Consider the following 25,041-nt stretch of genomic DNA (forward strand, 5'->3'; position numbering starts at 1 on the left):
CGAGTAGCTCACAGGCCGAGCACTCGGGGCGTAGTAGCCACCCGCTGCGCGGCGGAAGCGAGGCTGTAGACGTTGCACGGCCACCGGTCCGCCGACCTGGTCTGCCACCGGCATGCCAAGCACCGGCCGTCCCGGTCCGGGACATGCGCGGCAAGCAGGACCTGCCACACCTCCCGCATCGGGGCCAACGCGGCAGCGGTCTCGCTCGGGGCGGCACCTGCGCTGTCGGAACCGGTTCTGTTCATGGTCAACCCCGCTGCGGTGGTCCACCATCGAGTGATCATCGCGTGCGGGTCCCCTCCTCTGTGTCCTCGTGGACGCCTCGACCCCTGATTGATCTCGGGCCACACCGACCGGACCCGAGGTGATCGGCCGCCGGGCTCGCCCTACTCGGGTAGCGTGGAGTAGCCGGGCCATCACGGGAACCAGCCGGGCGTCTACCGTCGTCTACAGGTGGTGGGTCCTTGTCCGACCTCGGCGCGAAGCTCCGCACGGCCCGCGAGGCCGCCGGGGTGAGCCTCGCTGCCGTCGCCGCCCGCACCCACTACAGCAAGGCGCTCCTCGGGCACCTGGAGACCGGACACCGCGCGGTCAAACCGGAACACGTCACCGCCTACTCACGAGCCCTCGGGGTCTCGATCGAGCATCTCTACGGGCCGTCCGACGACCCGCTGAGGGTCGCCCACGAGTGGCTGGTTGCAGATACTCCCGTGACGATCCAGACCTCCGCCGGTCGGCGGGTCGGCGCGAGCCTCGCGGCCGACCTCGAACAGCGGGTAATCGAGCTTCGTCATCTCGATGACGTGATCGGCGGGAAAGATCTCTTCCCCCTCGTGCGGAAGGAACTCGCCGACGCTCGGTCCGTCGTGCAGGAGGCGAGCTACTCCGACGAGACGGGCCGCCGCCTGCTCATCGTCGTCGGTGAACTCGCGCAACTCGCGGGATGGGTCGCCAGCGATGCCGGACAGTACGTTGAAGCGGAGCGCATCTACCTGTCCGGCGTCATGGCGGCGCGGGCCGCCGGTGATCATGTGCTTGCCGGTCAGCTCCTGTCGTCGCTGAGTTACCAGGCTACGAACGTCGCCGATCCGGCCGATGCCGCGCTTCTCGCGCGTTCTGCCGTCGCCGGCGCCCGGAACGCGACTCCCACTGTGCGCGCGCTGCTCCTCGAACGCGTCGCATGGGCGAGTGCCCGCTCACGTGACCGGGACGGCGCCCGACGCGCGCTTGACGCGGTCGACGACTCGTACACGGCAAGATCTCCGGGCATCGAAGAACCCGAATGGGTCTACTGGCTCGATCGAAACGAGATCGACGTCATGGCCGGTCGGTGCCTCATCGAACTTGGCGACCCCGTGAGCGCCGAGCCCTTGCTGTCCAACGCGATTGCGGGATACGCAGCCGAGCATGCCCGAGAGGTTGCGCTGTACCGGACATGGCTCGCGGAGTCCTACGCCCGCGCCGGAATGCTCGACGCCGCCCAGAACACCATTAGTCGCGCTCGGACTTCAGCAAACAGGGTGCACTCCGCCAGGCTGGAACGCCGTGTCCTTGAGGTTGAGCGCCTGTTGCCGTAAACGGTCACGCCGACCCGACCCGACCCGACCCGACCCGACCCGGCCCACGCCCGCCGTGGAGGGAACAGCGGCGAAGGCCAGGCGGCGTCCGCTGGTTCAGCCGTCAACTCCTCTAGTCCTGTGCAGGGCGTTCTGATGCTTGTCGAGCATGCTCGACAGCCGGTTCATCGCCTGCACCTTGCTGCCGTCCTCTGCCGCCTGGTGGCGCAGCTCGCAGTACACCGCGAGCACCGCACGAACGAGCGGTTCGCTCAAGCCGTACCTTCTGGCGAACTCCTCGTGCTTCCTACCCGCATCGCGCCAGTTCGCCCCGTCCATCTGCATCGTCAATCCCTTCGACCGGCGGACCCTGTGACCCACCCGAGCCACGTCCTCGCCACCCTCAGCGCGCGCGTTACAGCCGGGAGCGCTGCGCCCTCACATCGACCGTGACACTGAACCCCACACCGCAGCGACTCAATGACCGGCGTGATATCGACCAGAATGCACGACATGAGCGCACTACTCGACAATGGGCCACACACCGTCGTGATCTATCCGGAAGAAACGGTCACCGACTCGCTCGGCAACCCGGTGAAGCGGCCCAGCAGCGTCGGCATCATCGTGGCCGACTGCCCACGATGCCGAATAGCAGCAGCCGCGACAACAACACCAACCATGTGCGCGCCGACTACCAGCTCATTGCTCGTGCGCTGCCGCTCGGACCATTCGCACGCATTGAATGGAACAACCGCAGCTTCTTCGTGCTCGACGGACCGCATCACCACAAAGCAAGCATCACGACCGAACACGTTTCAGTAGCGTTGCGTGAGGAACGATGAGAATCGTGACGACCGCCGAGACTCGCCGACCGACACCGTCACAGAGGGTGGCGGGTACCCCATGATCAACAACACCTCGACCGCCTCGTGATAGCGGCTCCGGCCGGGCGGCACCCTGAAATCTCCCCAATGGCATTTTTCGCGCCATTCAATGCGGAGTAATGGAGGCGGTCGTGAGTAATCAGGACTTGGGTCCCGATGCGGAAATTTGTTCTCGGCGTAGACGTGCGCCTCGCTCCACGCGCGCTGACGCACGATGGTGCGGCAGGCGGCGCACTGCCGGTCGACACCGAGCTTCTTACCGGTCTTGTCGTAGGACTGCCGCACGAAGATGCACGCGCGCAGCGTCGTGATCGCGTCGAACTCAGAGTCGACGTCGGTGGGGGCGAGTGTTGCTGTCATATGTGTCATGGCGCCACTACCCGGCGACGGGGTGCGCCGCGCGAAACGGGTCGCGTGAGCGGCGCGGGGCAGCCGTGCGCTGCGACGAGGTGCGCGGCCGGCGTCGGATCTTGACGGTCGGCGCCGGCCCGACATACCGTCAGGCGTCATATATGAGATACGAGGAGACGCCGATGTCGCTGAGCGCCGAGGAAACTCGAGACCCATCCGCTGCACGCCGGCGCAGCCGCTTCCGGTGGACGATCGTCGGCTTCTCCGCGCTCGGTCTGACGATCGCCTACCTCGACCGGTCCGCGTTGAGCGTGGCCCTCCCGTTCATGACCCGTGAGTTCGAGATCAGCCCGGCCGTGCAGGGCGTGGTGCTCTCGGCGTTCTTCTGGAGCTACGCGGTCTTCCAGGTGCCGTCGGGCTGGCTGCTCGACCGGGTCGGCCCGCGGGTCGTCTACCCGGTCGCGGTGGGCTGGTGGTCGATCTGGACGGCGCTCACCGCGTTCGCGGGCGGCGTCGGCAGCCTGATCGTCTTCCGGATCGGGCTCGGCATCGGCGAGGCCCCGGTGCAGCCGGCGAACGTCAAGGTCGTCTCCAAGTGGTTCCCGCGCAGCGAGCGGGCGTTCGCCTCCAGCCTGTTCGACATGGGGCAGCAGATCGGCGTGGCGCTCTCCGTCCCGGTGGTCACGCTTCTCGCGGTCTCGGTCGGCTGGCGGGCCGTCTTCATCGTCATCGGGGCGATCGGCCTGCTGTGGATCCTCGGGTGGCTGCGCGTCTACCGTTCCCCGGAGCACCACCCGCGGGTCGACGCGGCCGAGCTCGCGCACATCCGCGCGGACCAGGCCGAGATGGTGGCCGAGGAGTCGCGCGGGTCCCGCGAGTGGCTGCCGCTCCTGCGCAACGGGCAGATCTGGGCGCTCATGACCGGGTACGTGTTCCGCTCCCTCGCCGGCGCCTTCTTCCTCACCTGGTACCCGAGCTACCTCCTCGACGATCGGGGGTTCTCGGAGGCCGACTTCGGAATGGTCGGGGCGATCCCGGCGGTCATCGGCATCGGGTCGACCGTGCTCGGCGGGGTCGTGTCCGACCGCATGCTCGCCTCGGGGATCTCCACGAACATCGCGCGGAAGGCCCCGATCATCACGGGGCTCGGGATCAGCGCGTGCATCGCGTTCACGCCCTTCGTCGAGAGCAACGTCGTCGTCATGATCCTGCTGACGGTGAGCAGCGCGGCCCACTCGTTCGCAGGTGCCGCGATCCTCAGCCTGCCCGCGGAGGTGGCACCGTCGCCGGACGTGGTGGGCTCGATCGCCGGCTTCCAGAACCTCGGCTCGCAGCTGGGCAGCATCATCAGCCCGATCGCCATCGGGCTGTTCCTGGCGTTCAGCGGCGGCTCCTACCTCGGGCCGCTCGTGTTCGCCGGTGCGAGCTGCATCATCAGTGCCTTGATCTACGGGCTGTGGGTCCAGATCAAGCCCATCCACACCGTCGAGGAGAGCAAGTGACCGACCTGGTGGAGCGCCTGGCGACCGCGGTCGTCATCCCGGCCACACCGTTCGCCGCGGACGGCACCGTCGACGCGGGCTGCTACGCGGCGCTCGTCACGCGGCTGCTCGACGCCGGCGTCACCGCCGTCACACCGAACGGCAACACCGGCGAGTTCTACGCGCTGACCCCGCAGGAGCGGCGGCTCGTGCTCGAGACCTGCGCCGGCGTCGCCGCCGGCCGTGCGGTCGTGGTGGCCGGGGTCGGCTTCGACGTGCAGACCGCGGCGGCGGACGCGCGGGCGGCGCGAGACGCCGGTGCGCACGCGATCATGATCCACCAGCCGGTGCACCCGTACGTCTCCCCGGCGGGGTGGGTGGACTACAACGCCGCCGTCGCCGCGGCGGTCCCGGAGCTCGGGGTGCTGCCGTACCTCAAGAGCCGGGCGATCACCGGCGGGCACATCGCCGAGCTCGCCGAGCGTGCGCCGAACGTGATCGGGCTGAAGTACTCGGTGGACGACCCGGTGCACTTCGCCGCGGTCCGCGCCGACGCGGGCGGCGACCGGCTGCTCTGGATCGCCGGGCTCGCCGAGCCGTACGCGCCGGCGTACTGGCAGGCGGGTGCGCGCGGGTTCACCTCCGGGCTGGCGAACGTCGCGCCGCGGGTGACCCTGGACCTGCTGGCGGCCCTGCGGTCGGGGGACGGGGTGCAGGAGGCCTGGCTCCGGACGCGCCGGTTCGAGGAGCTGCGGGCCCGCGACGGCGCCGCCGACAACGTGGCCGTCGTCAAGGAGGCGCTGCACCAGCGCGGGCTCTGCCGGCGCGACGTGCGGCCGCCCGGTCACGTCCTCGGGCCGGAGAAGGCCCGCGAGGTGGCCGCCGCGATCGCGGGGTGGTCGGAATGATCATCTCACGCATGGAGACGTTCATGCAGCGGGTCGGCAACCGCCCCCGGCTGCTCGTCAAGATCACCACGGACGGCGGGGTCGTCGGCTGGGCCGAGGCGTACAACCACGGCCCGGACCGGGCGCTCGTACCGCTCCTGGAGTACCTGTTCGCGCAGATCGAGGGCATGGACGCGCGCCGGGTCTCCTACGTCAACCAGTACCTGCTGCAGTCGTCGCGCTTCCCGCCGGGGGCGCTCGGGCTCGCCGCGATCGCGGCGATCGACCACGCGCTGTGGGACATCGCAGGCAAGGCCGCGGGGCTGCCCGTGTACCAGCTGCTCGGCGGGGCGGTGCGCGACCGGGTGCGGGTCTACGCCGGGGTGTACTCCGCCCCCGACGTGCCGCAGCTGGCCGAGCGCACCGCCGAGCTGCACGAGCGGTACGGCTTCACCGCGTTCAAGCTCAGCCCGTACCGCGGTGACATCCACGCCACCCGCTGGGGCACGGTCTGCCGGGAGCTCGGCGACTGGTTCGCCCGGACCCGCGAGCGGCTGCCGGACGCCTGGGAGTTCGCCTTCGACGCGCACGCGTGCATCTGGGAGCCGTGGCAGGCCGTCCAGCTCGCCGCCGCCCTCGCCCCGAACGAGCCGCTGTTCCTCGAGGAACCGATCCGCCCCGAGCACGTGCCGGCCTGGGCACGGATCCGCAGCGAGATGCGGGTGCCGCTCGCGACGGGCGAGTCGCTCTACACCCCGGGCGAGTTCCTCGCGCTGCTCACGGCCCAGGGCGCGGACATCGTGCAGCCCGACATCTGCGTCGTCGGCGGCCTCACCCAGATGCGCAAGATCGCGGTGCTCGCCGAGGCGCACTACGTCGGCGTCGCCCCGCACAACCCGATGGGGCCGTTGGCGACGGCCGCGAACCTGCACTTCGCGGCGGCCACCACCAACTTCGACATCCTGGAGTACAAGCCCGACGACACGACCTGGTGCGTCGACCCCTACCTGCCGGTGGACGGGCACCTGCAGCTGCGCCCCGACCGGCCCGGGTGGGGGGTGGAGATCGACGAGTCGGCGCTCGCACACGACGACTACGTCCACTGGGAGCGGCGCGTGCCGCGGCGCCCGGACGGGTCGACGGCGTACATGTGAGCTGCGCGCATCGCATCCGGCTCCCCGCCGGGCGGATAGTCTCGGGGCATGGGGAAGACCGTGCGCGAGACGTTCCGGGTGCCCGCCGAGCTGGACCTCGCCGCCGTCGCCCCACGGGCCAAGCCGATCGGGCCGCGGGACAAGGCCGCGGCGGCCGAGGAGATGACCGACCTCGGTGAGCGTCTCGACCAGCTGCAGGAGGCGCTCTACGCCGAGGCCACCGGCGGGAGCCCGCGCGCCCTGCTGCTCGTGCTGCAGGGGATGGACACCTCCGGCAAGGGCGGCGTGATCGGCCACGTCGGCGGCCTGGTCAACCCGCAGGGCCTGCAGATCGCCATGTTCAAGAAGCCCACCGAGGAGGAGCTCGCCCACCACTTCCTGTGGCGCGTGCGCCGGCAGGTGCCCGTGCCCGGCCGCATCGGGATCTTCGACCGCTCGCACTACGAGGACGTCCTCATCGCCCGCGTCGACTCGCTCGTGCCCGAGGACGTCTGGCGGCGCCGCTACACCGAGATCACCGAGTTCGAGGCGGAGCTCGACGCGCAGGGCGTCAGGATCGTGAAGTGCATGCTGCACATCTCGGCGAAGGAGCAGGCCGAGCGGCTCGTCGCACGCCTGGACGACCCTCAGAAGCGGTGGAAGTACAACCCCGGCGACCTCGACGCCCGCGCGAAGTGGCCCGCCTACCAGGAGGCGTACACCGAGGCCCTGCGGCGCACCGACACCGACGCGGCCCCGTGGTACGTGATCCCGTCGGACCGCAAGTGGTACCGCAACTGGGCCATCGCGGCCCTGCTCGCCGAGACCCTCGCCGACCTCGACCCGCGGTTCCCGCGGCCGGACTTCGACGTGGACGCCGAACGCGCCAAGCTGGCGGCGAGCACCGTCTCCTGAGGCCTCCTCCGCCCGGTGGTCGCTCACACACCAACACCGGTGCCGGCACACCAACTGCAGTTCGTGTGTGAGCGCCGAAGTTGGTGTGTGACGCCCCGGGGATCGGCGATCGCCGCTAGGCCAGCAGCTTCCGTCCGATGATCTCCTTCATGATCTCGTTCGTGCCGCCGAAGATCGCCTGCACGCGGGAGTCGACGAAGGCCTTCGCGATGGGGTACTCGAGCATGTAGCCGTAGCCGCCGTGCAGCTGCACGCAGCGGTCGACCACCCGTTTGAGCACGTCGCTGGCCCACCACTTGGCCTTGGCGGCGTCGGCGGCGTCGAGCCGGCCCGCGACGAGCTCGGTGATGCAGCGGTCGACGAAGGCCTGGGTGACGTCCACCTCGGTGGCGATCTCCGCCAGCTCGAAGCGGGTGTTCTGGAAGTTCGCCACCGGCCGGCCGAAGGCGGTGCGCCCCTTCGTGTACTCCACGGTGACCTCGAGCGCCCGCGCCGCCCCCGCCACGCAGCCGACCGCGATCGAGAGGCGTTCCTGCGCCAGGTTCTGCATCAGCGCGATCAGCCCGCCGCCGGGTTCGCCGAGGACGTTGGTGTCCGGCACGTGGACGTCGGTGAACGACAGCTCCGCGGTGTCCTGCGCCTTCATCCCGACCTTCTGCAGGCGGCGGCCGCGCTCGAAGCCGGCCATCCCGCGCTCGACCGCGAGCAGCGTGAAGCCGCGGCTGCCCGCGTCCGGGTCGGTGCGCGCCACCACGACGACGAGGTCGGCCATGATCCCGTTGGTGATGAACGTCTTCGCGCCGTTCAGCACCCAGCCGTCGGCGTCCCGCCGCGCGTTCGTCTGGATGCCCTGCAGGTCGGAGCCGGTGCCGGGCTCCGTCATCGCGATCGCGGTGATGATCTCGCCCGAGCAGAACCCGGGCAGCCAGCGCCGCTTCTGCCCGTCGGTGGCCAGGCGCAGCAGGTAGGGCGCCACCACGTCGTTCTGCAGCGGGAAGCCGATGCCGCTGGCGCCGGCCCGCGTCAGCTCCTCGGTGACCACGGCGTTGTAGCGGAAGTCGGGCACCCCGCCACCGCCGTACTCCTCGGGCACGTCGGTGCCCAGCAGCCCGGCCTTCCCCGCCGCGAGCCAGACGTCGCGGCTGACCTGGCCGTCACGTTCCCACTGGTCGTGGAACGGCGTGACCTCCTTGGCGATGAACGTCCGTGCCAGGTCGCGGAACGCGTCGTGTTCGGCGTCGAAGATGTCGCGCTGCATCGCCGGAGTCTCACATACCGGTCGGTAACAAGGGAACGGTCCGCAGGGCGGGCGATCGGGGGTCGGTAGCGTGTGGACACGTGGACCTCCCCGCCGCCGCGGTCAACCTCGTCGGCATGGCGCGCGGCGGGGTCGCCGACCTGCGACGGATGCCGCGGGAGCTGGTGGACGACGGGCCGCGCGGCGCCCTCTACCGGTACCTCCCGGCGCCCGGGGTCGTGCCCGCCGGCGGCGAGCCGGTGCTGCTGGTGCCTCCGCTCGGCGCCCCCGACTTCGCCTACGACCTGCGACGTGGCTGCTCGCTCGTGGAGCACCTGCTGGCCGCGGGCCGGCTCGTGTACCTGATCGACCACGGCCCGAAGTCGTTCGCCGACCGCCGCCTCGGCATGGAGCACTGGGTCGACGACGTCGTGCCGTGGGCCGCTCGGCTCACCGCGGAGGACGCCGGCCCGGACGTCCACCTGGTCGGCTGGTCGCTCGCGGGCATCTTCTGCGCGCTGGCCGTCGCGGCGGGCGCGCAGGCGGGCGAGCCCCTCCCGGTGCGGACCCTCTCGATGATCGGCAGCCCCGTCGACGTGACGGCCGTGCCGTTCGTGGCGCCACTGCGGCCGCTGGCGGTGGTGACGGGCGGGCGGGGCCTGTCGGCGGTCTACCGCGCGATCGGCAGCTTCCCCGCACCGCTCGTGAGCGCCGCGTTCCACCTGACGGCCGTCGACAAGCTGGTCACCAAGCCCCTCACGGTGCTGTCGCAGCTCGATAACCGGGACGCGCTCGCGCAGATCGAGGCCGTCGAGCACCTGATGCGCAACATGCACGGCTACCCGGGCCGGGTGTTCGGCCAGATCTACCACCTGATGCTGCGCCGCAACGACCTCGCCGACGGCGAGCTCTCGCTCGGCGGCCGCTCGATCCGGCTCGCGGCCGTGCAGGTCCCGGTGCTCGTGGTGGGCGGCCGGGACGACGTGATCGCCCCGCTGCCGGCCGTGCAGAAGGTGGTGGGGCTGCTGACCGGGGCGCCCGAGGTGCGGTTCAGCACCGCACCCGGCGGGCACCTCGGCGTGCTGACCGGCCGTGGCGCGCGAACCACCACGTGGTCGGCACTGGACGAGTTCCTCGCCGATCACGGCTGAGCCCAAGTCCCCCACACCGGGACGATCCGGACGGTGTGAGAAACGGTGCAGGTCAAAGGTTTGAGTGAGGCGAGGAGAGCGGACTAGCGTCGCTTACATGACCTTGACGCCCAGCCGGCACGACGCAGCGGTGGCCGATCTGGTCGGCCGGTACCGGGCATTGTCCCCGGACACGAGGGTGCGACTGGCCAAGAAGACCTCCAACCTGTTCCGCTTCGGCGATGCCGAGCCCACCGGCACCCTCGACGCGTCGGCGCTGGCCGGCGTGATCTCCGTCGACGACGTGGCGCGCACCGCGGACGTGCAGGGCATGACCACCTACGAGGACCTGGTCGAGGCCACCCTGCCGCACCGGCTGATGCCGCTGGTGGTGCCGCAGCTCAAGACCATCACGCTCGGTGGTGCGGTCACGGGGCTGGGCATCGAGTCCACCTCGTTCCGGCACGGGCTGCCGCACGAGTCCGTGCTGGAGATGGACGTCCTCACGCCCGGCGGCGAGATCGTCACGGCCACGCCGGACGGCGAGCACGCGGACCTCTTCGCCGGCTTCCCCAACTCCTACGGCACGCTCGGCTACGCGCTGCGGCTGAAGATCGAGCTGCAGCGCGTCTCCCCGTACGTGCGGCTCGAGCACCGCCGGGTGACCACGGCCGACCTGGCCGCCACGATCACCGAGGTGTGCGGGCCGGGCGGCCCCGACTTCGTCGACGGCACGGTCTTCGAACCGGGGGAGCAGTACCTCACGCTCGGCACGTTCAGCGAGGACCCCGGCCCGGGGGTGAGCGACTACACCGGCCAGCAGGTGTTCTACCGCTCGGTCCGCGAGCGGCGGTCCGACGTGCTCACCGTGCACGACTACATCTGGCGCTGGGACACCGACTGGTTCTGGTGCTCCCGGGCGCTGGGCGTGCAGCACCCGCTGGTGCGCCCGTTCTGGCCGCGCCGCTACCGCCGCTCGGACGTCTACCGGCGGATCGTCGCCCTCGACCGGCGCTACGGCTTCTCGCACCTCGCCCACCGCGTCACCGGTACCCCGCAGGAGGAGCCGGTGATCCAGGACGTCGAGATCCCGGTCGAGCGGCTCGCCGAGTTCCTCGACGCGTTCCACCGCGACATCGGCATCCGGCCGGTGTGGCTGTGCCCGCTGCGACTGCGGGGTGAGCGGACGTGGCCGCTCTACCCGATGCAGGCCGGCGAGCTGTACGTCAACGTCGGGTTCTGGTCGAGCGTCCCGGAGGTACCGGGGAGACCGGACGCGCACAACCGCCGGATCGAGGAGCTCGTCGCCGACCTCGGCGGCCACAAGTCGCTGTATTCCACAGTGCACTACGACGAAGGTGAGTTCTGGAAGCACTACAACGGGTCCGCCTACCGGGCGCTCAAGGAGCGTTACGACCCGCACGGCAGGCAGCCCGATCTGTATTCCAAGGTCACCAGGTGAAAAGGGGGCTGTCATGCAGGTAGCGGAGATCATCTCGGACGTCCTCGGTGCGGACGTGCCGATCCGGGTGGTGGCCTACGACGGCAGCAAGGCCGGGCCCGACCACTCCGACGTCGCGTTGAAGATCCTGACGCCGCGGGCGCTCGCCCGGCTCGCGACGGCACCGGGCACCCTCGGGCTCGCACGCGCGTACGTCACCGGCGAGATCGAGGTCGACGGCGACGTCTACGACGTGCTGAACGCCATGGCCGACCTCACGCTGCACGACCTCACCCGCAAGGAGCAGCTGCACCTCGCGCGCAGGCTGTTCCCGGTGTGGCTGCGCCACCGCCAGCCGATCCCGGACCTCGAGTACCGCCCGCCGGGCCGGCTGCACTCGAAGTTCCGCGACAGCAAGGCGATCTCGCACCACTACGACGTCTCCAACCGCTTCTACGAGTGGGTGCTGGGCCCCTCGATGGCCTACACCTGCGCGGTCTTCCCCACGAAGGACGCCACGCTCGAGGAGGCGCAGGCGGCCAAGCACGAGCTGGTGGCGCAGAAGCTGGGGCTGGAGCCGGGCATGCGCCTGCTCGACGTCGGCTGCGGCTGGGGCGGCATGGTGATGCACGCCGCCGCCGAGCACGGCGTGCAGGCGCTGGGGGTCACGCTCTCCCGCAACCAGGCCGAGTGGGCGCAGGCCGAGATCGAGCGCCGGGGGCTGTCGGACCTCGCCGAGGTGCGCCACCTCGACTACCGCGACGCCCCGGAGGCCGAGTTCGACGCGATCAGCTCGATCGGGCTCACCGAGCACATCGGCAAGGACAACCTGCCGGACTACTTCTCCTCGCTGTGCGAGCGCCTGCGACCCGGCGGCCGGCTGCTCAACCACTGCATCACGCAGCCGCGCACGCCCACCCGCAAGCTCGACGCGTTCATCGCGCGCTACGTCTTCCCGGACGGGCAGCTGGAGCCGGTCGGGCACCTGATCTCCGTCATGAACGACAGCGGGTTCGAGGTCCGCCACGAGGAGAACCTGCGCGAGCACTACGCGCTCACGCTCACCGAGTGGTGCGCCAACCTGGAGGAGCACTGGGAGGAGGCCGTCGCCGACGTCGGGCTCGGCCGGGCGCGGGTGTGGCGGCTCTACATGGCGGCCAGCCGGCTCGGGTTCGAGCGCGACAACATCCAGCTGCACCAGGTGCTCGGGGTGAAGGTGGGTGAGCGGGGGAGCTCCGGTTTCCCCCTGCGCGGCTGGTAGCGACCCCGGAGCGGGAAGAATGGCGGGGTGGTCGACCGCCTCTCCCCGCTCGACGCGTCGTTCCTGTTCGCCGAGCACCGGACGGCCGCGATGCACGTCGGCGCCGTCATGACGTTCGCGCCACCGCAGGACGGCCCGTTCGACCCGGACGCCTTCACCGCGCTCATCGGGCACCGGCTGGCGCTCGTGCCGCGGTACCGGCAGAAGGTGCGCGAGGTGCCGGGCGGGCTGGGGCTCCCGGTGTGGGTGGACGACCCGGAGTTCGACCTGGCGTTCCACGTCCGGCGCTCGGCGCTGCCCGCGCCCGGCACGGAGGAGGAGCTGCTCGACCTCGTCGGGCGGCTGCTCGCCCGGCAGCTGGACCGGTCGCGGCCGCTGTGGGAGGTCTACCTGGTCGAGGGCCTCGCCGACGGCCGGTTCGGCGTGATCACCAAGACCCACCACGCGATGGTCGACGGGCTCGCGTCGATGGACATCGGGGCGGTGCTGCTCGACCTCACCCCGCAGCCGCGCGAGACCCCCGGCGACCACTGGGAGCCCGCGCCCGAGCCGTCCGGGCTGGAGCTCGCAGCCTCCGCGGCCGCACACGCGCTGCGCAGGCCCCGCGACGTGTTCGACGTCGCCGGGCGCGCCCTCACCGACGTCCGCGAGGCCGCGTCGGTGGTCGGGAAGGCCGTGGAGGGCGTGCTCGCCGCGGGCCGCAGCGCCGCCACCGTCCGGCCGGTGCAGCCGCTCAACGCGGCCACCGGCCAGCAGCGCCGCTACGGCATGTGCCGCGCCTCGCTGGCCGAGCACCGCACCGTCCGCAAGGCGCACGGCGGCACCGTCAACGATGTCGTGCTCGCCGTGGTCACGGGCGCCCTCCGCCGCTGGCTGATCAGCCGCGGGGAGCCGCTCACGGCCGACACCGCCGTCCGCGCGATGGTGCCGGTCAGCGTGCGGGCCCGGGCCCGGGGCGGCGCGCCGGGCGGCAACAGCATCTCCGCGTACCTCGTGGACCTGCCCGTCACCGAGGACGACCCGCTCGTGCGGCTCGGAGTGCTGCGCGATGCCATGGAGGTGCACAAGCGCAGCGGGCAGGCCGTGGGTGCGGCGGCCCTGATGCGCCTGGTCGGGCTCGCGCCGCCCATCGTGCACAGCCTCGGTGCGCGGCTGGCCAACCAGTACTCCAGCAACTTCTACAACGTGCTCGTCACCAACGTGCCCGGCCCGCCCCGCCCGCTCTACGCGATGGGCGCCCGGATGCTCGACATGTTCCCGGTGGTGCCGCTCGGCGGCGGCCAGGCCGTCGCCATCGGCATCACGTCCTACACCGACGGCGTCCACTACGGCTTCACCGCCGACCGCGACGCCCTCCCCGACGTCGACGTCCTCGCCGGCTTCGTCAGCGACTCGCTGGCCGAGCTCGTCTCCCTCTCCTGATGCCGCGTGGTCTACTGCCGGGTGTGAGCGAGGACCGGCTGGTCGCCCACCTGCGCAGGTGGCTCGGCCGATGGCCCGGTACGGGCACCGGGCTCACGGTGGTCGGGTCGCCCGCCCGCGACGAGCCGGGGTGGGACGGCGGGTTGCACCGGGTCGTCGGCGTCGTGGCGGCGGGCCGCGGGGTGCTCTCGGTGCCGCCGACGGCCGTGGCCGCGGTGGTGGAGTGGCTCGACGGCGGTGGCCTCCCGGTGCGGATCCCGGACGTCGCGGGGTTGTCGGGCGACTGGTTCGACGGGGTGTTCCGCTGGTCGGACCGGCCGGCGCCGCTGCCGGACGCGGGGGAGTGGGTCGCCGCCGACCAACCGTCGGTGCCGCCCTGGTTGCGCCGGTTCGGCGGGGAGGTGCTCGTGGCCGTCGACCACGGCACCGGCGAGCACCTCGCCGGCGTCGGTATCAAGGAGCACGACGCCCACGGCCGCGAGCTCGCCGTCGTGACCGTCGAGGCGGCACGTGGGCGTGGGCTGGCCCGGCGGCTCGTGGCGCAGGCCGCCCGCCGCGTGCTCGACGAGGGCGGGGTGCCCACGTACGTGCACGCCCGGGGGAACCTGGCGTCGGCGCGCGTCGCGGCGGCCGCGGGCTTCCCCGACCGCGATTGGTCCTTTCTCGCAGTCGACCCACGGTAGTTCTCCGTTCTGGAGTAACCCCGACATCCGTTCAGCCCAGCGACACGGCATCCTGCCCCCGTGGACATCGAGGTTCGGCCGCTCGAGGCGGCCGACGTGGACGCGGCGGACGACGTCTTCCGCGACGCCTTCTCCACCGTCCTCGGCGCGGGCGTGCACCGGGACACCGAGCTCATGCGCACCCGGTTCCGGGCGGAGCACACAACGGTGGTCGCGGCGTACGTGGACGGTGCGGTGGCAGGGTCGACGGTCGTCACCCGATGGGGCAGCGTCGCCTACTTCGGCCCGGTCTCGGTGACCCCGAAGCTGTGGGGCCAGGGGATCGGCACCCGGCTCGTCGGCGCGGCCGTCGACGTGCTCGACGGGTGGGGCGCGGGGCACCAGGGCCTCTTCACGTTCGCCCAGAGCCCGCAGCACCACGGCTTCTACCAGCGGTTCGGGTTCTGGCCCCGGTTCCTCACGGCGATCATGTCGAGGCCGCTGACCGGCTCCGAACCCGAGCTCGGCTGGCGGCTGTCCGCCGTGGAGCCGGCCGACCGGCAGCCGCTCGTGGCGGGCTGCGCCGCCGTCGCCGGCTCGGTCCACCCCGGGCTGGACGTGCGTGGCGAGATCGCGGCCGTGCTCGACCAGGGCCTCGGTGATGTCGTGCTGATCGGCGAGCCGGACGCGCCGCGCGGGTTCGCCGTGTGCCATGCCGGGGCGGGCACGGAGGCGGGCAGCGGGGTGGCGTACGCCAAGTTCGCCGCGGTGCGGCCGGGGCCGGGCGCGGCGCAGGCCTTCGAGTCGCTGGTGGCGGCGTGCCAGGGGTTCGCCGCGGATGCGGGGGCCGTCCGGCTCACGCTCGGGGTGAACACCGCCCGCCACGAGGCGTACCGGCAGCTGCTCGCGGCGGGCTTCCGCACCGACAGCCCCGGCGTCACCATGCACCGCCCCAACGAGCCCGGATACGACCGCGAGGACGTGCGGCTGCTGGACGACTGGCGCTGAGGTCAGCCCGCCCGCAGCGCCGCCCGGGCGGCCGACACCGCCTGGGCCGCGTAGCCGCCGCCGAACAGCACCACGTGCACCAGCAGCGGGAAGAGCTGGTGCAACGGCACGCGCTCGCGCCATCCGGCGGCGAGCGGCGCGGCCTGGTCGTACGCGGCGATGACGGTGTGCAGGTGCGGGCAACCGAACAGGGCGAGCATCGCGAGGTCGGTCTCCCGGTGCCCGCCGTGCGCCGCCGGGTCGATCAGCACCGCTCCGGCCGGTGACCACAGCACGTTCCCGGACCAGAGGTCCCCGTGCAGCCGGGCGGGTGGCTCGGCGGGCCCGGAGAGCTCGGTCAAGCGGTTGGTCGCCGCCTCGATCTGCCCCGTCGCGTCGGCGGTCAGGGTCCCGGCGTCGCGGGCCGTGCGGAGGTAGGGCAGGACGCGATCGGCCGCGTACCACTCCGCCCAGCTCGGCGCGGGCGCGTTGCGCATGGGGGCGGCGCCGATGCGGGCGTCGGCGGGACCGCCCGGCGGCGCGGCGCCGAACGCAGGCGCGCCGGCCGCGTGGGTCCGGGCCAGCGCGCGGCCCAGCTCGTCGGCCGCCCGGGCGCTCGGGGCGGCGCCGGCGACGAGCTCGGTGACCAGCCGGCCGCCGTCCACGTCGAGCACGGCGGGCACGCGCGCGGCGTCCGCGCCGCAGAGCCAGCGCAACCCCGCCGCCTCGGCCGCGACGGCCGCGGGGTCCCCGTCCTTGACGACGACGGTCCGCCCGTCGGCGAGCCCGACGCGGGCGGCGCCGCCACCGAGCGGCACGCGATCGAGGACCGCGACCCCGAGGACCGTCACCTGTTCTCGCGCACCCACTCGACCATCCCCGGCATCGCCGCCCTGATCATCTCCAGCACGGTAGTGAAGCCGTCGTCGCCGCCGTAGTACGGGTCGGGCACCTCGGCGCCGGGCGGAGCGTCCGGGTCGAACGAGCGCAGCAGCCGTACCCGGTCCGGTTCGGGCGCGAGCGATCGCAGCGCACGTTCGTGCGAGCGGTCCAGCGCCACGACCAGGTCCGCGTCGAGCTGCTCGGCGTCCACCTGGCGCGCGACGTGCTCGACCTCGTAACCCGCGGCCAGCAGCACGGCCGCCGCGCGCTCGTCGGCGGGCGAACCGACGTGCCAGTTGCCGGTGCCCGCGCTCGACACCTGTACCTCGTCGGCCAGTCCCGCCCGCTCCAGCTCGTGGACGAACACCTTCTCCGCGATCGGCGACCGGCAGATGTTGCCGGTGCAGACGAACACGACGGAGAGCCGGTGGCGCGGATCGGTCACCACGGCAGTCTCCCTCAGCTCGGTCGATCACTCGCGCCCGGAGGCTCGCGCCGCAGCCCGCTCGCACATGAACGGTGGTGCCGGCACATGAACTGCAGTTCGTGTGTGAGCGCGGATGTTGGTGTGCGAGCACCCGGCGCGGCTGCCGCGGGAAACCGCCGCCGTAGGCTTCCCAGCATGGATCTTGCGTCCTTGCGGCATCACGGGGACGTCGACGCCGCGCCCGGAATGCTCGACTTCGCCGTCAACGTCCGGGGGAGCTCGCCGCCGCCGTGGTTGCGGGACCGGCTGGTCGTCGCCCTGGACGGGATCGGCCGCTACCCGGCCGCCGCGCACGACCGGCAGGCCCGGGAGGCCGTGGCCGCGCGGCACGGCCGCCGCCCGGACGCGGTCCTGCCGCTCGCGGGGAGCGCCGAGGGGTTCGCGCTGCTCCCGGCGCTGCGGCCACGGCTGGCCGCCGTCGTGCACCCGGGGTTCACCGAGCCGGAGGCGGCCCTGCGGGCCGCCGGGGTGGACGTCGTCCACGTGCTCACCGACGAGGCCGACGGCCACGCGCTGCACCCGGACGCCGTGCCGGCCGCCGCCGACCTCGTCGTGATCGGCAACCCGACCAACCCCACCGGCGTGCTGCACCCGGCCGCGGCCGTCCGCGCCCTCGCCGCGCCGGGTCGCGTGCTGCTCGTCGACGAGGCCTTCGCCGACGCCGTGCCGGGTGAGGCCGAGAGCCTCGCCGGCGCGGCCGACGTGCCGGGCCTCCTGGTGTTCCGCAGCCTCACCAAGACCTGGGCGCTCGCCGGCCTGCGCGCGGGCTACGCGCTGGGCGACCCCGGCCTGCTCGCCCGGCTCGCGGCCCCGCGCCCGCCGTGGCCGGTCTCGACACTCGCGCTCGAGGCGGTGATCGGGTGCTCGGCGCCGTCCGCGGTGGAGGAGTCCCGGCGTGCGGCGGAGCGCCTGGTCGCGGAGCGGGCCGCGCAGGCGGAGCGGTTGGCGGCCGTCCCGGGCGTCACGGTGCTGCCCGGCACCGCCCCGTACCTGCTGCTGCGGTTGCCGGACGGGCAGGGTGAGCGGGTCCGTGCGGCGCTGCGCGCGGCCGGGATCGCGGTGCGCCGCGGCGACACCTTCCCCGGTCTCGGACCCGACCACATCCGGGTGGCCGTGCGACCCGCGGCGCAGGTGGAGCGCCTCGCCGAGGCGCTGGCCGATGCGCTCGAGGCGGTGGCGGCGTGACCGCGACCGTCGGGGACGTCATCGCCGCGCTGGAGGCCGCCTACCCGCCCGCGCTCGCCGCCGGCTGGGACGCGGTCGGCCTCGTCTGCGGCGACCCGGCCGAGGAGGTGTCCTCCGTGCTGGTCGCGGTGGACCCGGTGCCGGAGACCGTCGACGAGGCGGTCGGGCACCACCAGCTGCTCGTCACGCACCACCCGCTCCTGCTGCGCGGCGTGCACGGGGTCGGCGCCGACACGCCCAAGGGTGCCCTGCTGCACCGGCTCATCCGCGGCGGCACCGCGCTCTTCACCGCGCACACCAACGCCGACTCGGCCGACCCCGGCGTCTCCGACGCCCTCGCCGCCGCGATCGGGCTGGACGTCAGCGGCCCGCTGGTCGGTGAGCCGGCCGAGCCGCTCGACAAGATCGTGACGTTCATCCCGACCGGCCCGGTCATCACCTCCGTGCACGAGGCGATGTCGGCGGCGGGCGCGGGCCACATCGGCGACTACAGCCACTGCTCGTTCGCGACGGCCGGCACCGGCCAGTTCAAGCCCCTCGAGGGCGCGCACCCCACGATCGGGGCGGTCGGGAAGCTCGAACGCGTCGCCGAGACCAAGCTGGAGATGGTGCTGCCCCGCGGGCGCCGCGAGGCGGTGGTCGCCGCGCTCCGGGCCACCCACCCCTACGAGGAGCCCGCGTTCGACGTGTTCGAGTTCGCCGAGCTGGCGTCGTCGCGCGGGCTGGGCCGGATCGGCACGCTGCCGGCACCCGAACCCCTCTCGGCGTTCGCGGCGCGCGTGCGCGCGGCGCTCCCCGAGACGGCGTGGGGGGTGCGCGCCGCAGGCGACCCGGACCGGCCGATCCGGTCGGTCGCCGTCTGCGGCGGCGCGGGCGACTCCGCACTCGGGGCGGCCACCGCGGCGGGCGTCGACGCGTACGTCACCGCGGACCTGCGCCACCACCCCGCGTCGGAGCACCTGCTCGCCGGGACGGTCGGCCGCGGGACACCCGCGCTCGTCGACGTGGCGCACTGGGCGTCGGAGTGGCCGTGGTGCGCCCAGGCGGCGGACGTCGTGCGCGCGGCGCTGGGCGAGCGGGTCACCGTCGCCGTGTCCGCGAAGCGCACCGATCCGTGGAGCATCGGCGCCTCTCGCTGAGGCATCCCCGCCCGGCTCGCTGCGCAGGCGGTGGCGCTACGGCGAGCCGGCTGCCGCCTGAACTTCCGGACCCGGGGCGCCTGCCGGTGCCGGCGTGGCGCGGGGCTGTAGCGTCCGGGGTCCGCATTCGCCCGGAAGGACCTGCCTCGTGAAAGCCGACCCCGCCGTCCAGCGCCGGCTGCTCGACCTGGCCGAGGTCGACGCCGAGCTGTCGCGGCTCGCGCACCGCCGCCGCACCCTGCCCGAGCACGCCGAGCTCACCGCCGCCGAGAGCGCGGTGCGGGAGGCCAAGGACAAGCTGGTGGAGGTGGAGACGGCCGCGGGCGACCTCGACCGGGACGTCCGGCGCCTCGAACGCGACGTCGACGGGGTGCGCTCGCGCACCGAGCGCGACAACCAGCTGCTCACCGGCGCCGGGATCGGCGCGAAGCAGGCCGCGGACCTGCAGCACGAGCTGGAGACGCTCGCGCGCCGGCAGGCCGTCCTCGAGGACGAGCAGCTCGAGGTCATGGAGCAGCGCGAGGCGGTCGGCACGGACGTCGACCACTCCAAGGAGGTCCTGGCGACCGCGGAGCGCGAGCTCACCGCCGTCACCGAGCGCCGCGACACCGCCCTCGTCGACATCGACACGGCGGAGACCGGCCGCCGCCGGGCCCGCGAGGAGGTCCTCACCACGCTGCCGGCCGACCTCCTCGGCGGCTACGAGCGCCGTCGCGAGCAGCGCGGGGTGGGAGCGGCGGCACTGGTGGCCCGGCGCTGCCAGGCGTGCCGGCTGGAGCTCGACCGCACCGCGATCTCGGAGCTGAAGGCCGCGCCGGCCGACGAGGTGGTGTACTGCGAGGAGTGCGGCGTGATCCTGGTGCGCACGGAGGGTTCGGGCCTGTGAAGGTGATCGTCGAGGCCGATGGCGGCTCGCGGGGCAACCCGGGGCCCGCCGGTTACGGCGCGGTCGTGCTGGATCCCCACACCGAGCAGGTGCTCGCCGAGCGGGCCGAGGGCCTCGGCGTCACCACGAACAACGTGGCCGAGTACCAGGGGCTGATCGCCGGGCTGCGCGCTGCGATCGAGCTCGGCGCCACCGTCGTCGACGTGCGGATGGACTCGAAGCTGGTGGTCGAGCAGATGTGCGGGCGCTGGAAGGTCAAGCACCCCGCGATGCAGTCGCTCGCCCAGGAGGCGGGCCGGCTCGTCGGCGAGATCGGCTCGGTGCGGTTCGAGTGGATCCCCCGGTTGCGCAACTCCCGTGCCGACGCGCTCGCCAACGAGGCGATGGACGCCCAGGCTGCGGCGCAGTGACCCACGGCGGCGGCACGGCGTATTGGACCGGGCAGACCGGCACGCCGACCCGGCTGCTGCTGCTCCGCCACGGGCAGACCGAGCTGTCGGTGCAGCGGCGCTACTCCGGGCACGGCGATCCCGAGCTGACCCCGCTCGGCACCGCGCAGGCGGCCGGCGCGGCCACGCGGCTGGCGCGCGTCCCGGACATCGCGGCCGTGCTCACCTCACCGCTGCGGCGGGCCCGCCAGACGGCGGAGGCGGTGGCCGCCGCGACCGGCGCCCCGCTGACCGTCCGCCGCCGGTTGATCGAGACCGACTTCGGGAAGTGGGAGGGCCTGACCTTCCCCGAGGCGCGGACCCGGGACCCGCAGCTGCACGCCGAGTGGCTCGGCTCCGAGGAGGTCGCCCCGCCCGGCGGGGAGAGCTTCGCGGCGGTGGGGCACCGGGTGACCGAGGAGCTCGCCGACGTCCTGCGCGAGTACCCGGGGGCGACGGTCGTGCTGGTCACGCACGTGACACCCATCAAGATGCTGCTGCGCGACGCGCTGCAGGGCGGCGTCGGCGTGCTGTACCGGCTGCACCTCGACCTCGCCGCACTGTCGATCGTCGACTTCTATCCCGACGGCGGCGCGAGCGTGCGGCTGGTCAACGACACCAGCCATCACCCGACCTCGTAGTGCCGAGGAACGGCGTGCGGGCGAGCCGGGCGGCCTGCGCCTCGAGGTAGCGCTGTTCCGGCGCACTGAGCGTGCCGCGGGCGGCCAGCCGGAACTCCACGACCGCGGCGTCGACGTCGCCCACGGCCTCCAGCAGGTGGGCGCGCACGGCGTGCAGCCGGTGGTGGCCCTCCAGCGCCGGATCGGCGGCAGCGGCCCGGAGCTGCTCGAGCGCGGCGAGTGGGCCGTGCACCTCGGCGACGGCGACGATCCGGTTGAGCGTCACCATCGGCCCGGGGGAGAGCACCTGCAGGTGGTTGTAGAGGGCGAGGATCTGCGGCCAGTCGGTGTCCCCGGCCTTCGCGGCCTCGTCGTGCACGGCGGCGATCGCGGCCTGCAGCTGGTAGGGGCCGATCTGCGCGGTGACGAGGGCCTCGCTGATCAGCGCGGTGCCCTCCGCGATCGCGGCGGCGTCCCAGGTCCGCCGGTCCTGTTCGGCCAGGCGCACGAGGCCGCCGTCCGGCGCGGTGCGCGCGGCTCGGCGGGCGTCGGTGAGCAGCATGAGGGCCAGGAGCCCCGCGACCTCGCCGTCCGCGGGCAGCAGCGCGTGCAGCCGGCGCGCCAGCCGGATCGCCTCCGCCGTGAGCTCGACGCGACCCAGCTCGCCGCCGGAGCTCGCGGTGTAGCCCTCGTTGAAGACCAGGTAGAGGACGTGCAGCGCCGCGGCGACCCGCTCGGGCTGCTCGGCGGGCGGCGGCATCCGGAACTCCGCGCCCGCCGCCTTGATCCGCTGCTTCGCCCGGCTGATCCGCTGCGCCACCGTGGCCTCCGGCACCAGGAACGCGCGCGCGATCTCCGCCGTCGTCAGCCCGCCGACCGCGCGCAGCGTGAGCGCCACCTGCGACGGCCGGGTGAGCGCGGGATGGCAGCACAGCAGCAGGAGGGTGAGGGAGTCGTCGACAGCGGGCGCCGGGTCGGGCGGAGGTGGGGTCAGCGCGTAGGCGCTCTCCTCCCGGCGCTGCCGGGCCGACTCCGAACGCCACATCTCGATGCGCCGGCGGGAGGCAGTGGTGATCAGCCAGCCCTTGGGGTTGTCCGGCAGCCCCTCGGCCGGCCACTGCACGGCGGCCGCGAGGAGCGCCTCCTGCACGGCGTCCTCGCAGGCGCCGAACCCGCCGTGGCGCCGGACGACGGCGCCGAGCACCTGCGGGGCGAGCTCCCGCGCGAGCCGCCCGACGTCCGTGGGCGTCACCACTCGGCGAGATCCAGGCTCCGCGCCGGCCGCACCTCCACGAGACCCAGCGCCGCCTCCGGGACCTTCGCCGCGATCTCGATCGCCCGTTCCTCGCTCGCGACGTCGAGCAGGTAGAACCCGGCCAGGTGTTCCTTCGCCTCCGCGAACGGGCCGTCCGTCGTGAGCGTCCGGCCCTCGTCGACCCGCACCCGCTTCGCGGTGGTGTGGTCGGCCAGCGCCTGGGAGACCACCAGCTCGCCGGACGCCTCCAGCTCCGCGTCGAAACGGGCGTAGTAGGCGAGACCCTCGCCGCGTTCGGTCTCGGAGAACTGCTCCCACAGCTTCCGGGAACCGGCGTTGCTGTAGATCAGAACCAGGTACTTCACTGCGGAGCGACCTCCTTCTCGGCCACGGCGGTGATCGTGCGCAGTGTCTCCTGCATGCCGCGGTGCAGGTCGGACCGGCGGTCCTTCCCGCCGAACAACGTGCCGATGATGAACCACCCGACCGGTGTGATCGGCCGCGTGACCTCGTAGCTCTCGGTCAGCCGCGTCCCGCCGTCCTCCGGCTCCAGCCGGTAGCGCCACTCCAGGGTGCCGGCGAACGGCTCGGTGCGGCTGATCGCGAACTCGCGGCCCGGATCCGCCGCGATCACGATCGGCGTGTTGTTCCACGGCGGGCGGCGGGGGAGCTGGTTGGTGGCGCGGAACCGCGCACCGACGGCCGGCCCGTCGGCGCCGTCGAGCCACACACATCGGCGGATCTCCGGGCTGAACTCGGGCATCCGGGTCACGTCGGACACGAGCCGGTAGACCACGTCGGGCGGCGCCTGGACGTGCACGGTCAGCTCGTCACGGTCGAGGGTCTGCATGATCGGCTCCTTCCCGCACGGGACCGGAGCGTCGCGCCGTGCCCCCGGCACGTCAAGCGCTCACGCGCGGTCCGCGGCACGGGTGGTGCACATGACGACCGGGAGGGCGCAGGATGGACCCGTGTCCGATGGCGACGACGGCGGGGACGCGGTGTGCTGGCTCGGCATGCTGTGTCCGGAGTGCGGGGCGATGCCCGGCGAAGGGACCGACCGCTGCTGGCGGTGCGGCGCGGAGCTACGGCCCGACGAGGAGCGCGAAGCAACCTGAGAGCGCGGCGGAACGTCCTCAGGTCAGACGCCCGAGGAGGCCGCCATGTCCCGCACGCTCCGCCACCTGCTGACCGTCGTGCTCGCACTCACGGCCGTCGTGCTGCCCGTCGTGGCCGTCACGACCCCCGCATCCGTCCCCGTCGCCGCGACGTCCTGCTCCACCCCGTGGGGCAGCACGCCGGAGGAGGTCAGGCAGCTGGGCCGCGCCCCGTTGACCGCGGTGCGGACCGGCCGGCACGACTGCTACGACCGCGTCGTGTTCGACCTGTCCGGCCCGGCCTCCGGGTACCACGTGGAGTACGTGGACCGCGTGACCCAGGACGGTTCGGGCACGGTCCTCGACGTCCCCGGCGGCGCGCGGCTGCTCGTGAACGTCAACCACCCGGCCTACGACGACGCCGGCAACCCGACGATCGTCCCCGTACCGACCGCCGGCGGGCAGATCGCCGACGTGAACGGCTACGACACGCTCCGTTCCGTCGTCTACGGCGGCAGTTTCGAGGGCACAACGGTCTTCGGGGTCGGGGTGCGTGCCCAGCTCCCGTTCCGGGTGCTCACCGTCGACATCCCCGGCGCAGGCTCCCGGCTGGTCGTCGACGTGGCGCACCGCTGGTCCTGATCGGCCCCGGGTAAGCTGGCCGGGCGGACGAGCTGGCCGGGCGACCGCGTCGACGGAACCCCGTCGCCGAGGAAAGTCCGGACTCCGCAGGGCAGGGTGGTTGTCAACGGCAACCCGGGGCGACCCGCGGGAAAGTGCCACAGAGAACAGACCGCCCCGCGCAGCCAGCGCGGGGTAAGGGTGAAACGGTGGTGTAAGAGACCACCAGCACCCCGGGTGACCGGGGTGGCTCGGTAAACCCCACCCGGAGCAAGGTCAGGAGGCTCCCGCACGCGGGAGCTGCGCAGGCGTTCGAGGGCGGCCCGTCCGAGCCTGCGGGTAGACCGCTCGAGCCCGCCGGTGACGGCGGGCCTAGATGGATGGTCGCCGAACGGAGCGCCGCGAGGCGCCCGGGAACAGGATCCGGCTTACAGGCCAGCTCGTCCGCCCCAAGCCTGTGAGCTGGGCGAATGCGTTCATGATCCTCCTTCTGTCCGCAGGGAGTCCGCGGAACGATTCGGGGTGCCGCCGAGCACGGTGTCGATCGCGGCGCGGGTGGTGTCGTCGCTGTCGGGCCACAGGTGGCTGTAGGTGTCCAGCGTCTCGGCGGCCGTGGCGTGGCCGAGCCGGGCCTGGACGACCTTCACGGACTCGCCGTGGCGGATGAGCAGCGACGCGTAGAAGTGCCTCAAGTCGTGCATGCCGGTGCCGGTCGGCGCCGCCTTCACTGCGGCGACGGCGGGCCGCCACACCTCGCGGGAGAACCACGGGCGGCGCAGCGCCACGTCCTCGTCCCCGACGAAGAGCAGCCCCTCGGCACCGGTGCCGTGCACCCGGACGTGCTCGGCCAGCGCCTGCACAACGACGGTCGGCAGCGGCACCGTGCGCACGCTGGCCGCCGTCTTCGGCGGGCCGAACACCGGCTTGCCGCCGTCGCTGCCGATGAGCTGCCGGTCAACTTCGAGCGTCCGGCGCAGGAAGTCGATCCGGTCCACGGTGAGGCCGAAGCACTCGCCCTGCCGTAGCCCGGTGCCCGCGGCGAGCACGACGAGCGCCCGGTACCGGTCCGGCACCGCGTCGGCCAGCCCCCGCAC

25 protein-coding genes, 1 other RNA gene and 1 pseudogene are annotated in these 25,041 nt (G+C 73.0%); 18 read left to right on the forward strand and 9 right to left on the reverse strand.

The features are described from left to right. Positions 1–464 precede the first annotated feature (464 nt). Positions 465–1,577: a helix-turn-helix domain-containing protein gene (locus ACU436_RS17520; RefSeq protein ID WP_459026504.1), complete on the forward strand. Its 1,113-nt coding sequence runs from the start codon at positions 465–467 to the stop codon at positions 1,575–1,577. Positions 1,578–1,673: 96 nt separating this feature from the next. Here ACU436_RS17520 and ACU436_RS17525 read toward each other — a convergent pair whose 3' ends face one another. Further along, positions 1,674–1,901 (reverse strand): hypothetical protein, encoded by a 228-nt coding sequence (locus ACU436_RS17525; RefSeq protein ID WP_459026505.1) that lies wholly within the window; start codon positions 1,899–1,901, stop codon positions 1,674–1,676. A 296-nt stretch (positions 1,902–2,197) separates the two neighbouring features. Here ACU436_RS17525 and ACU436_RS17530 point away from each other — a divergent pair, with 296 nt between their 5' ends. Further along, positions 2,198–2,398: a hypothetical protein gene (locus ACU436_RS17530; protein ID WP_459026507.1), complete on the forward strand. Its 201-nt coding sequence runs from the start codon at positions 2,198–2,200 to the stop codon at positions 2,396–2,398. Here ACU436_RS17530 and ACU436_RS17535 read toward each other — a convergent pair. Further along, positions 2,372–2,800, reverse strand: a complete 429-nt coding sequence (locus ACU436_RS17535) for a hypothetical protein (protein ID WP_459026509.1) — start codon at positions 2,798–2,800, stop codon at positions 2,372–2,374. The two genes, ACU436_RS17530 and ACU436_RS17535, sit on opposite strands and share 27 nt — an antisense overlap. A 173-nt stretch (positions 2,801–2,973) precedes the next feature. Here ACU436_RS17535 and ACU436_RS17540 point away from each other — a divergent pair, with 173 nt between their 5' ends. From ACU436_RS17540 to ACU436_RS17555, 4 genes are read left to right on the forward strand one after another with little or no spacing between them, the layout of a single operon-like run. Then, positions 2,974–4,293, forward strand: a complete 1,320-nt coding sequence (locus ACU436_RS17540) for an MFS transporter (protein ID WP_459026510.1) — start codon at positions 2,974–2,976, stop codon at positions 4,291–4,293. Next, positions 4,290–5,180 carry a dihydrodipicolinate synthase family protein gene (locus ACU436_RS17545; protein WP_459026512.1) on the forward strand — a complete coding sequence of 297 codons (891 nt, stop codon included), beginning with the start codon at positions 4,290–4,292 and terminating at the stop codon, positions 5,178–5,180. Before ACU436_RS17540 ends, ACU436_RS17545 begins: the two co-directional genes overlap by 4 nt. Before the next feature lie 11 nt (positions 5,181–5,191). Further along, positions 5,192–6,313 carry a mandelate racemase/muconate lactonizing enzyme family protein gene (locus ACU436_RS17550; RefSeq protein ID WP_459026514.1) on the forward strand — a complete coding sequence of 374 codons (1,122 nt, stop codon included), beginning with the start codon at positions 5,192–5,194 and terminating at the stop codon, positions 6,311–6,313. A 48-nt stretch (positions 6,314–6,361) separates the two neighbouring features. Then, positions 6,362–7,207 (forward strand): PPK2 family polyphosphate kinase, encoded by an 846-nt coding sequence (locus ACU436_RS17555; protein ID WP_459026516.1) that lies wholly within the window; start codon positions 6,362–6,364, stop codon positions 7,205–7,207. 115 nt (positions 7,208–7,322) lie between these two features. On the opposite strand, the gene ACU436_RS17560 is transcribed toward ACU436_RS17555, so the two are convergent. Next, a complete protein-coding gene (locus ACU436_RS17560; protein WP_459026518.1) occupies positions 7,323–8,465 on the reverse strand; it encodes an acyl-CoA dehydrogenase family protein in 1,143 nt (380 codons plus the stop codon). 116 nt (positions 8,466–8,581) lie between these two features. On the opposite strand from ACU436_RS17560, the gene ACU436_RS17565 reads away from it, so the two are divergent. From ACU436_RS17565 to ACU436_RS17590, 6 genes are all read left to right on the forward strand, one after another. Continuing rightward, complete coding sequence (locus tag ACU436_RS17565) at positions 8,582–9,595, forward strand: alpha/beta hydrolase (RefSeq protein ID WP_459027029.1); 1,014 nt, start codon at positions 8,582–8,584, stop codon at positions 9,593–9,595. A gap of 97 nt (positions 9,596–9,692) precedes the next feature. Further along, on the forward strand, positions 9,693–11,036 hold the full coding sequence (locus ACU436_RS17570; RefSeq protein WP_459026520.1) for an FAD-binding oxidoreductase: 1,344 nt from the start codon (positions 9,693–9,695) through the stop codon (positions 11,034–11,036). Positions 11,037–11,049: 13 nt separating this feature from the next. Then, positions 11,050–12,276, forward strand: a complete 1,227-nt coding sequence (locus ACU436_RS17575; RefSeq protein ID WP_459026522.1) for a class I SAM-dependent methyltransferase — start codon at positions 11,050–11,052, stop codon at positions 12,274–12,276. 27 nt (positions 12,277–12,303) lie between these two features. Further along, positions 12,304–13,698: a WS/DGAT/MGAT family O-acyltransferase gene (locus ACU436_RS17580; protein ID WP_459026524.1), complete on the forward strand. Its 1,395-nt coding sequence runs from the start codon at positions 12,304–12,306 to the stop codon at positions 13,696–13,698. A gap of 23 nt (positions 13,699–13,721) precedes the next feature. Next, positions 13,722–14,381: a GNAT family N-acetyltransferase gene (locus ACU436_RS17585; protein WP_459026526.1), complete on the forward strand. Its 660-nt coding sequence runs from the start codon at positions 13,722–13,724 to the stop codon at positions 14,379–14,381. Between the two features lie 60 nt (positions 14,382–14,441). Next, positions 14,442–15,368: a GNAT family N-acetyltransferase gene (locus ACU436_RS17590; RefSeq protein ID WP_459026528.1), complete on the forward strand. Its 927-nt coding sequence runs from the start codon at positions 14,442–14,444 to the stop codon at positions 15,366–15,368. Positions 15,369–15,370: 2 nt separating this feature from the next. Here ACU436_RS17590 and ACU436_RS17595 read toward each other — a convergent pair whose 3' ends face one another. Continuing rightward, positions 15,371–16,198, reverse strand: a complete 828-nt coding sequence (locus ACU436_RS17595) for a fructosamine kinase family protein (protein WP_459026530.1) — start codon at positions 16,196–16,198, stop codon at positions 15,371–15,373. Continuing rightward, complete coding sequence (locus tag ACU436_RS17600) at positions 16,195–16,674, reverse strand: low molecular weight protein-tyrosine-phosphatase (protein WP_459027031.1); 480 nt, start codon at positions 16,672–16,674, stop codon at positions 16,195–16,197. Before ACU436_RS17600 ends, ACU436_RS17595 begins: the two co-directional genes overlap by 4 nt. Positions 16,675–16,797: 123 nt before the next feature. Here ACU436_RS17600 and cobC point away from each other — a divergent pair, with 123 nt between their 5' ends. The 4 genes and pseudogenes from cobC (at position 16,798) to ACU436_RS17620 (ending at position 20,995) form a co-directional block, all read left to right on the forward strand. Further along, entirely contained in the window at positions 16,798–17,901 is a 1,104-nt protein-coding gene (gene cobC / locus ACU436_RS17605) for an Rv2231c family pyridoxal phosphate-dependent protein CobC (protein ID WP_459026531.1), read from the forward strand. Beyond that, complete coding sequence (locus tag ACU436_RS17610; protein WP_459026532.1) at positions 17,898–19,040, forward strand: Nif3-like dinuclear metal center hexameric protein; 1,143 nt, start codon at positions 17,898–17,900, stop codon at positions 19,038–19,040. The genes cobC and ACU436_RS17610 overlap by 4 nt, the downstream gene beginning before the upstream one ends. Positions 19,041–19,188: 148 nt before the next feature. Then, a complete protein-coding gene (locus ACU436_RS17615; RefSeq protein WP_459026534.1) occupies positions 19,189–19,926 on the forward strand; it encodes a zinc ribbon domain-containing protein in 738 nt (245 codons plus the stop codon). Positions 19,927–19,928: 2 nt separating this feature from the next. Next, positions 19,929–20,995, forward strand: a pseudogene (locus ACU436_RS17620) (histidine phosphatase family protein). On the opposite strand, the gene ACU436_RS17625 reads toward ACU436_RS17620, so the two are convergent. The 3 genes from ACU436_RS17625 to ACU436_RS17635 are packed head-to-tail and all read right to left on the reverse strand — an operon-like array spanning position 20,964 to position 23,079. Further along, a complete protein-coding gene (locus ACU436_RS17625) occupies positions 20,964–22,226 on the reverse strand; it encodes an RNA polymerase sigma factor (protein WP_459026536.1) in 1,263 nt (420 codons plus the stop codon). The pseudogene ACU436_RS17620 and the gene ACU436_RS17625 sit on opposite strands and share 32 nt — an antisense overlap. Continuing rightward, on the reverse strand, positions 22,223–22,594 hold the full coding sequence (locus tag ACU436_RS17630) for a YciI family protein (RefSeq protein ID WP_459026538.1): 372 nt from the start codon (positions 22,592–22,594) through the stop codon (positions 22,223–22,225). The genes ACU436_RS17625 and ACU436_RS17630 overlap by 4 nt, the downstream gene beginning before the upstream one ends. Next, positions 22,591–23,079 (reverse strand): SRPBCC family protein, encoded by a 489-nt coding sequence (locus ACU436_RS17635; protein ID WP_459026540.1) that lies wholly within the window; start codon positions 23,077–23,079, stop codon positions 22,591–22,593. The genes ACU436_RS17630 and ACU436_RS17635 overlap by 4 nt, the downstream gene beginning before the upstream one ends. Positions 23,080–23,392: 313 nt before the next feature. Here ACU436_RS17635 and ACU436_RS17640 point away from each other — a divergent pair, with 313 nt between their 5' ends. Both ACU436_RS17640 and rnpB read left to right on the forward strand, forming a co-directional pair. Continuing rightward, a complete protein-coding gene (locus ACU436_RS17640) occupies positions 23,393–23,968 on the forward strand; it encodes an AMIN-like domain-containing (lipo)protein (protein ID WP_459026542.1) in 576 nt (191 codons plus the stop codon). A gap of 28 nt (positions 23,969–23,996) precedes the next feature. Further along, positions 23,997–24,394: RNase P RNA component class A (gene rnpB / locus ACU436_RS17645), an RNA gene on the forward strand. A gap of 29 nt (positions 24,395–24,423) precedes the next feature. Here the strand turns inward: rnpB and ACU436_RS17650 are convergent. Further along, positions 24,424–25,041, reverse strand: coding sequence for a site-specific integrase (locus ACU436_RS17650; protein WP_459026544.1), 618 nt, complete (start codon positions 25,039–25,041; stop codon positions 24,424–24,426).

The organism is Pseudonocardia wallangbongensis (genome assembly GCF_054486945.1).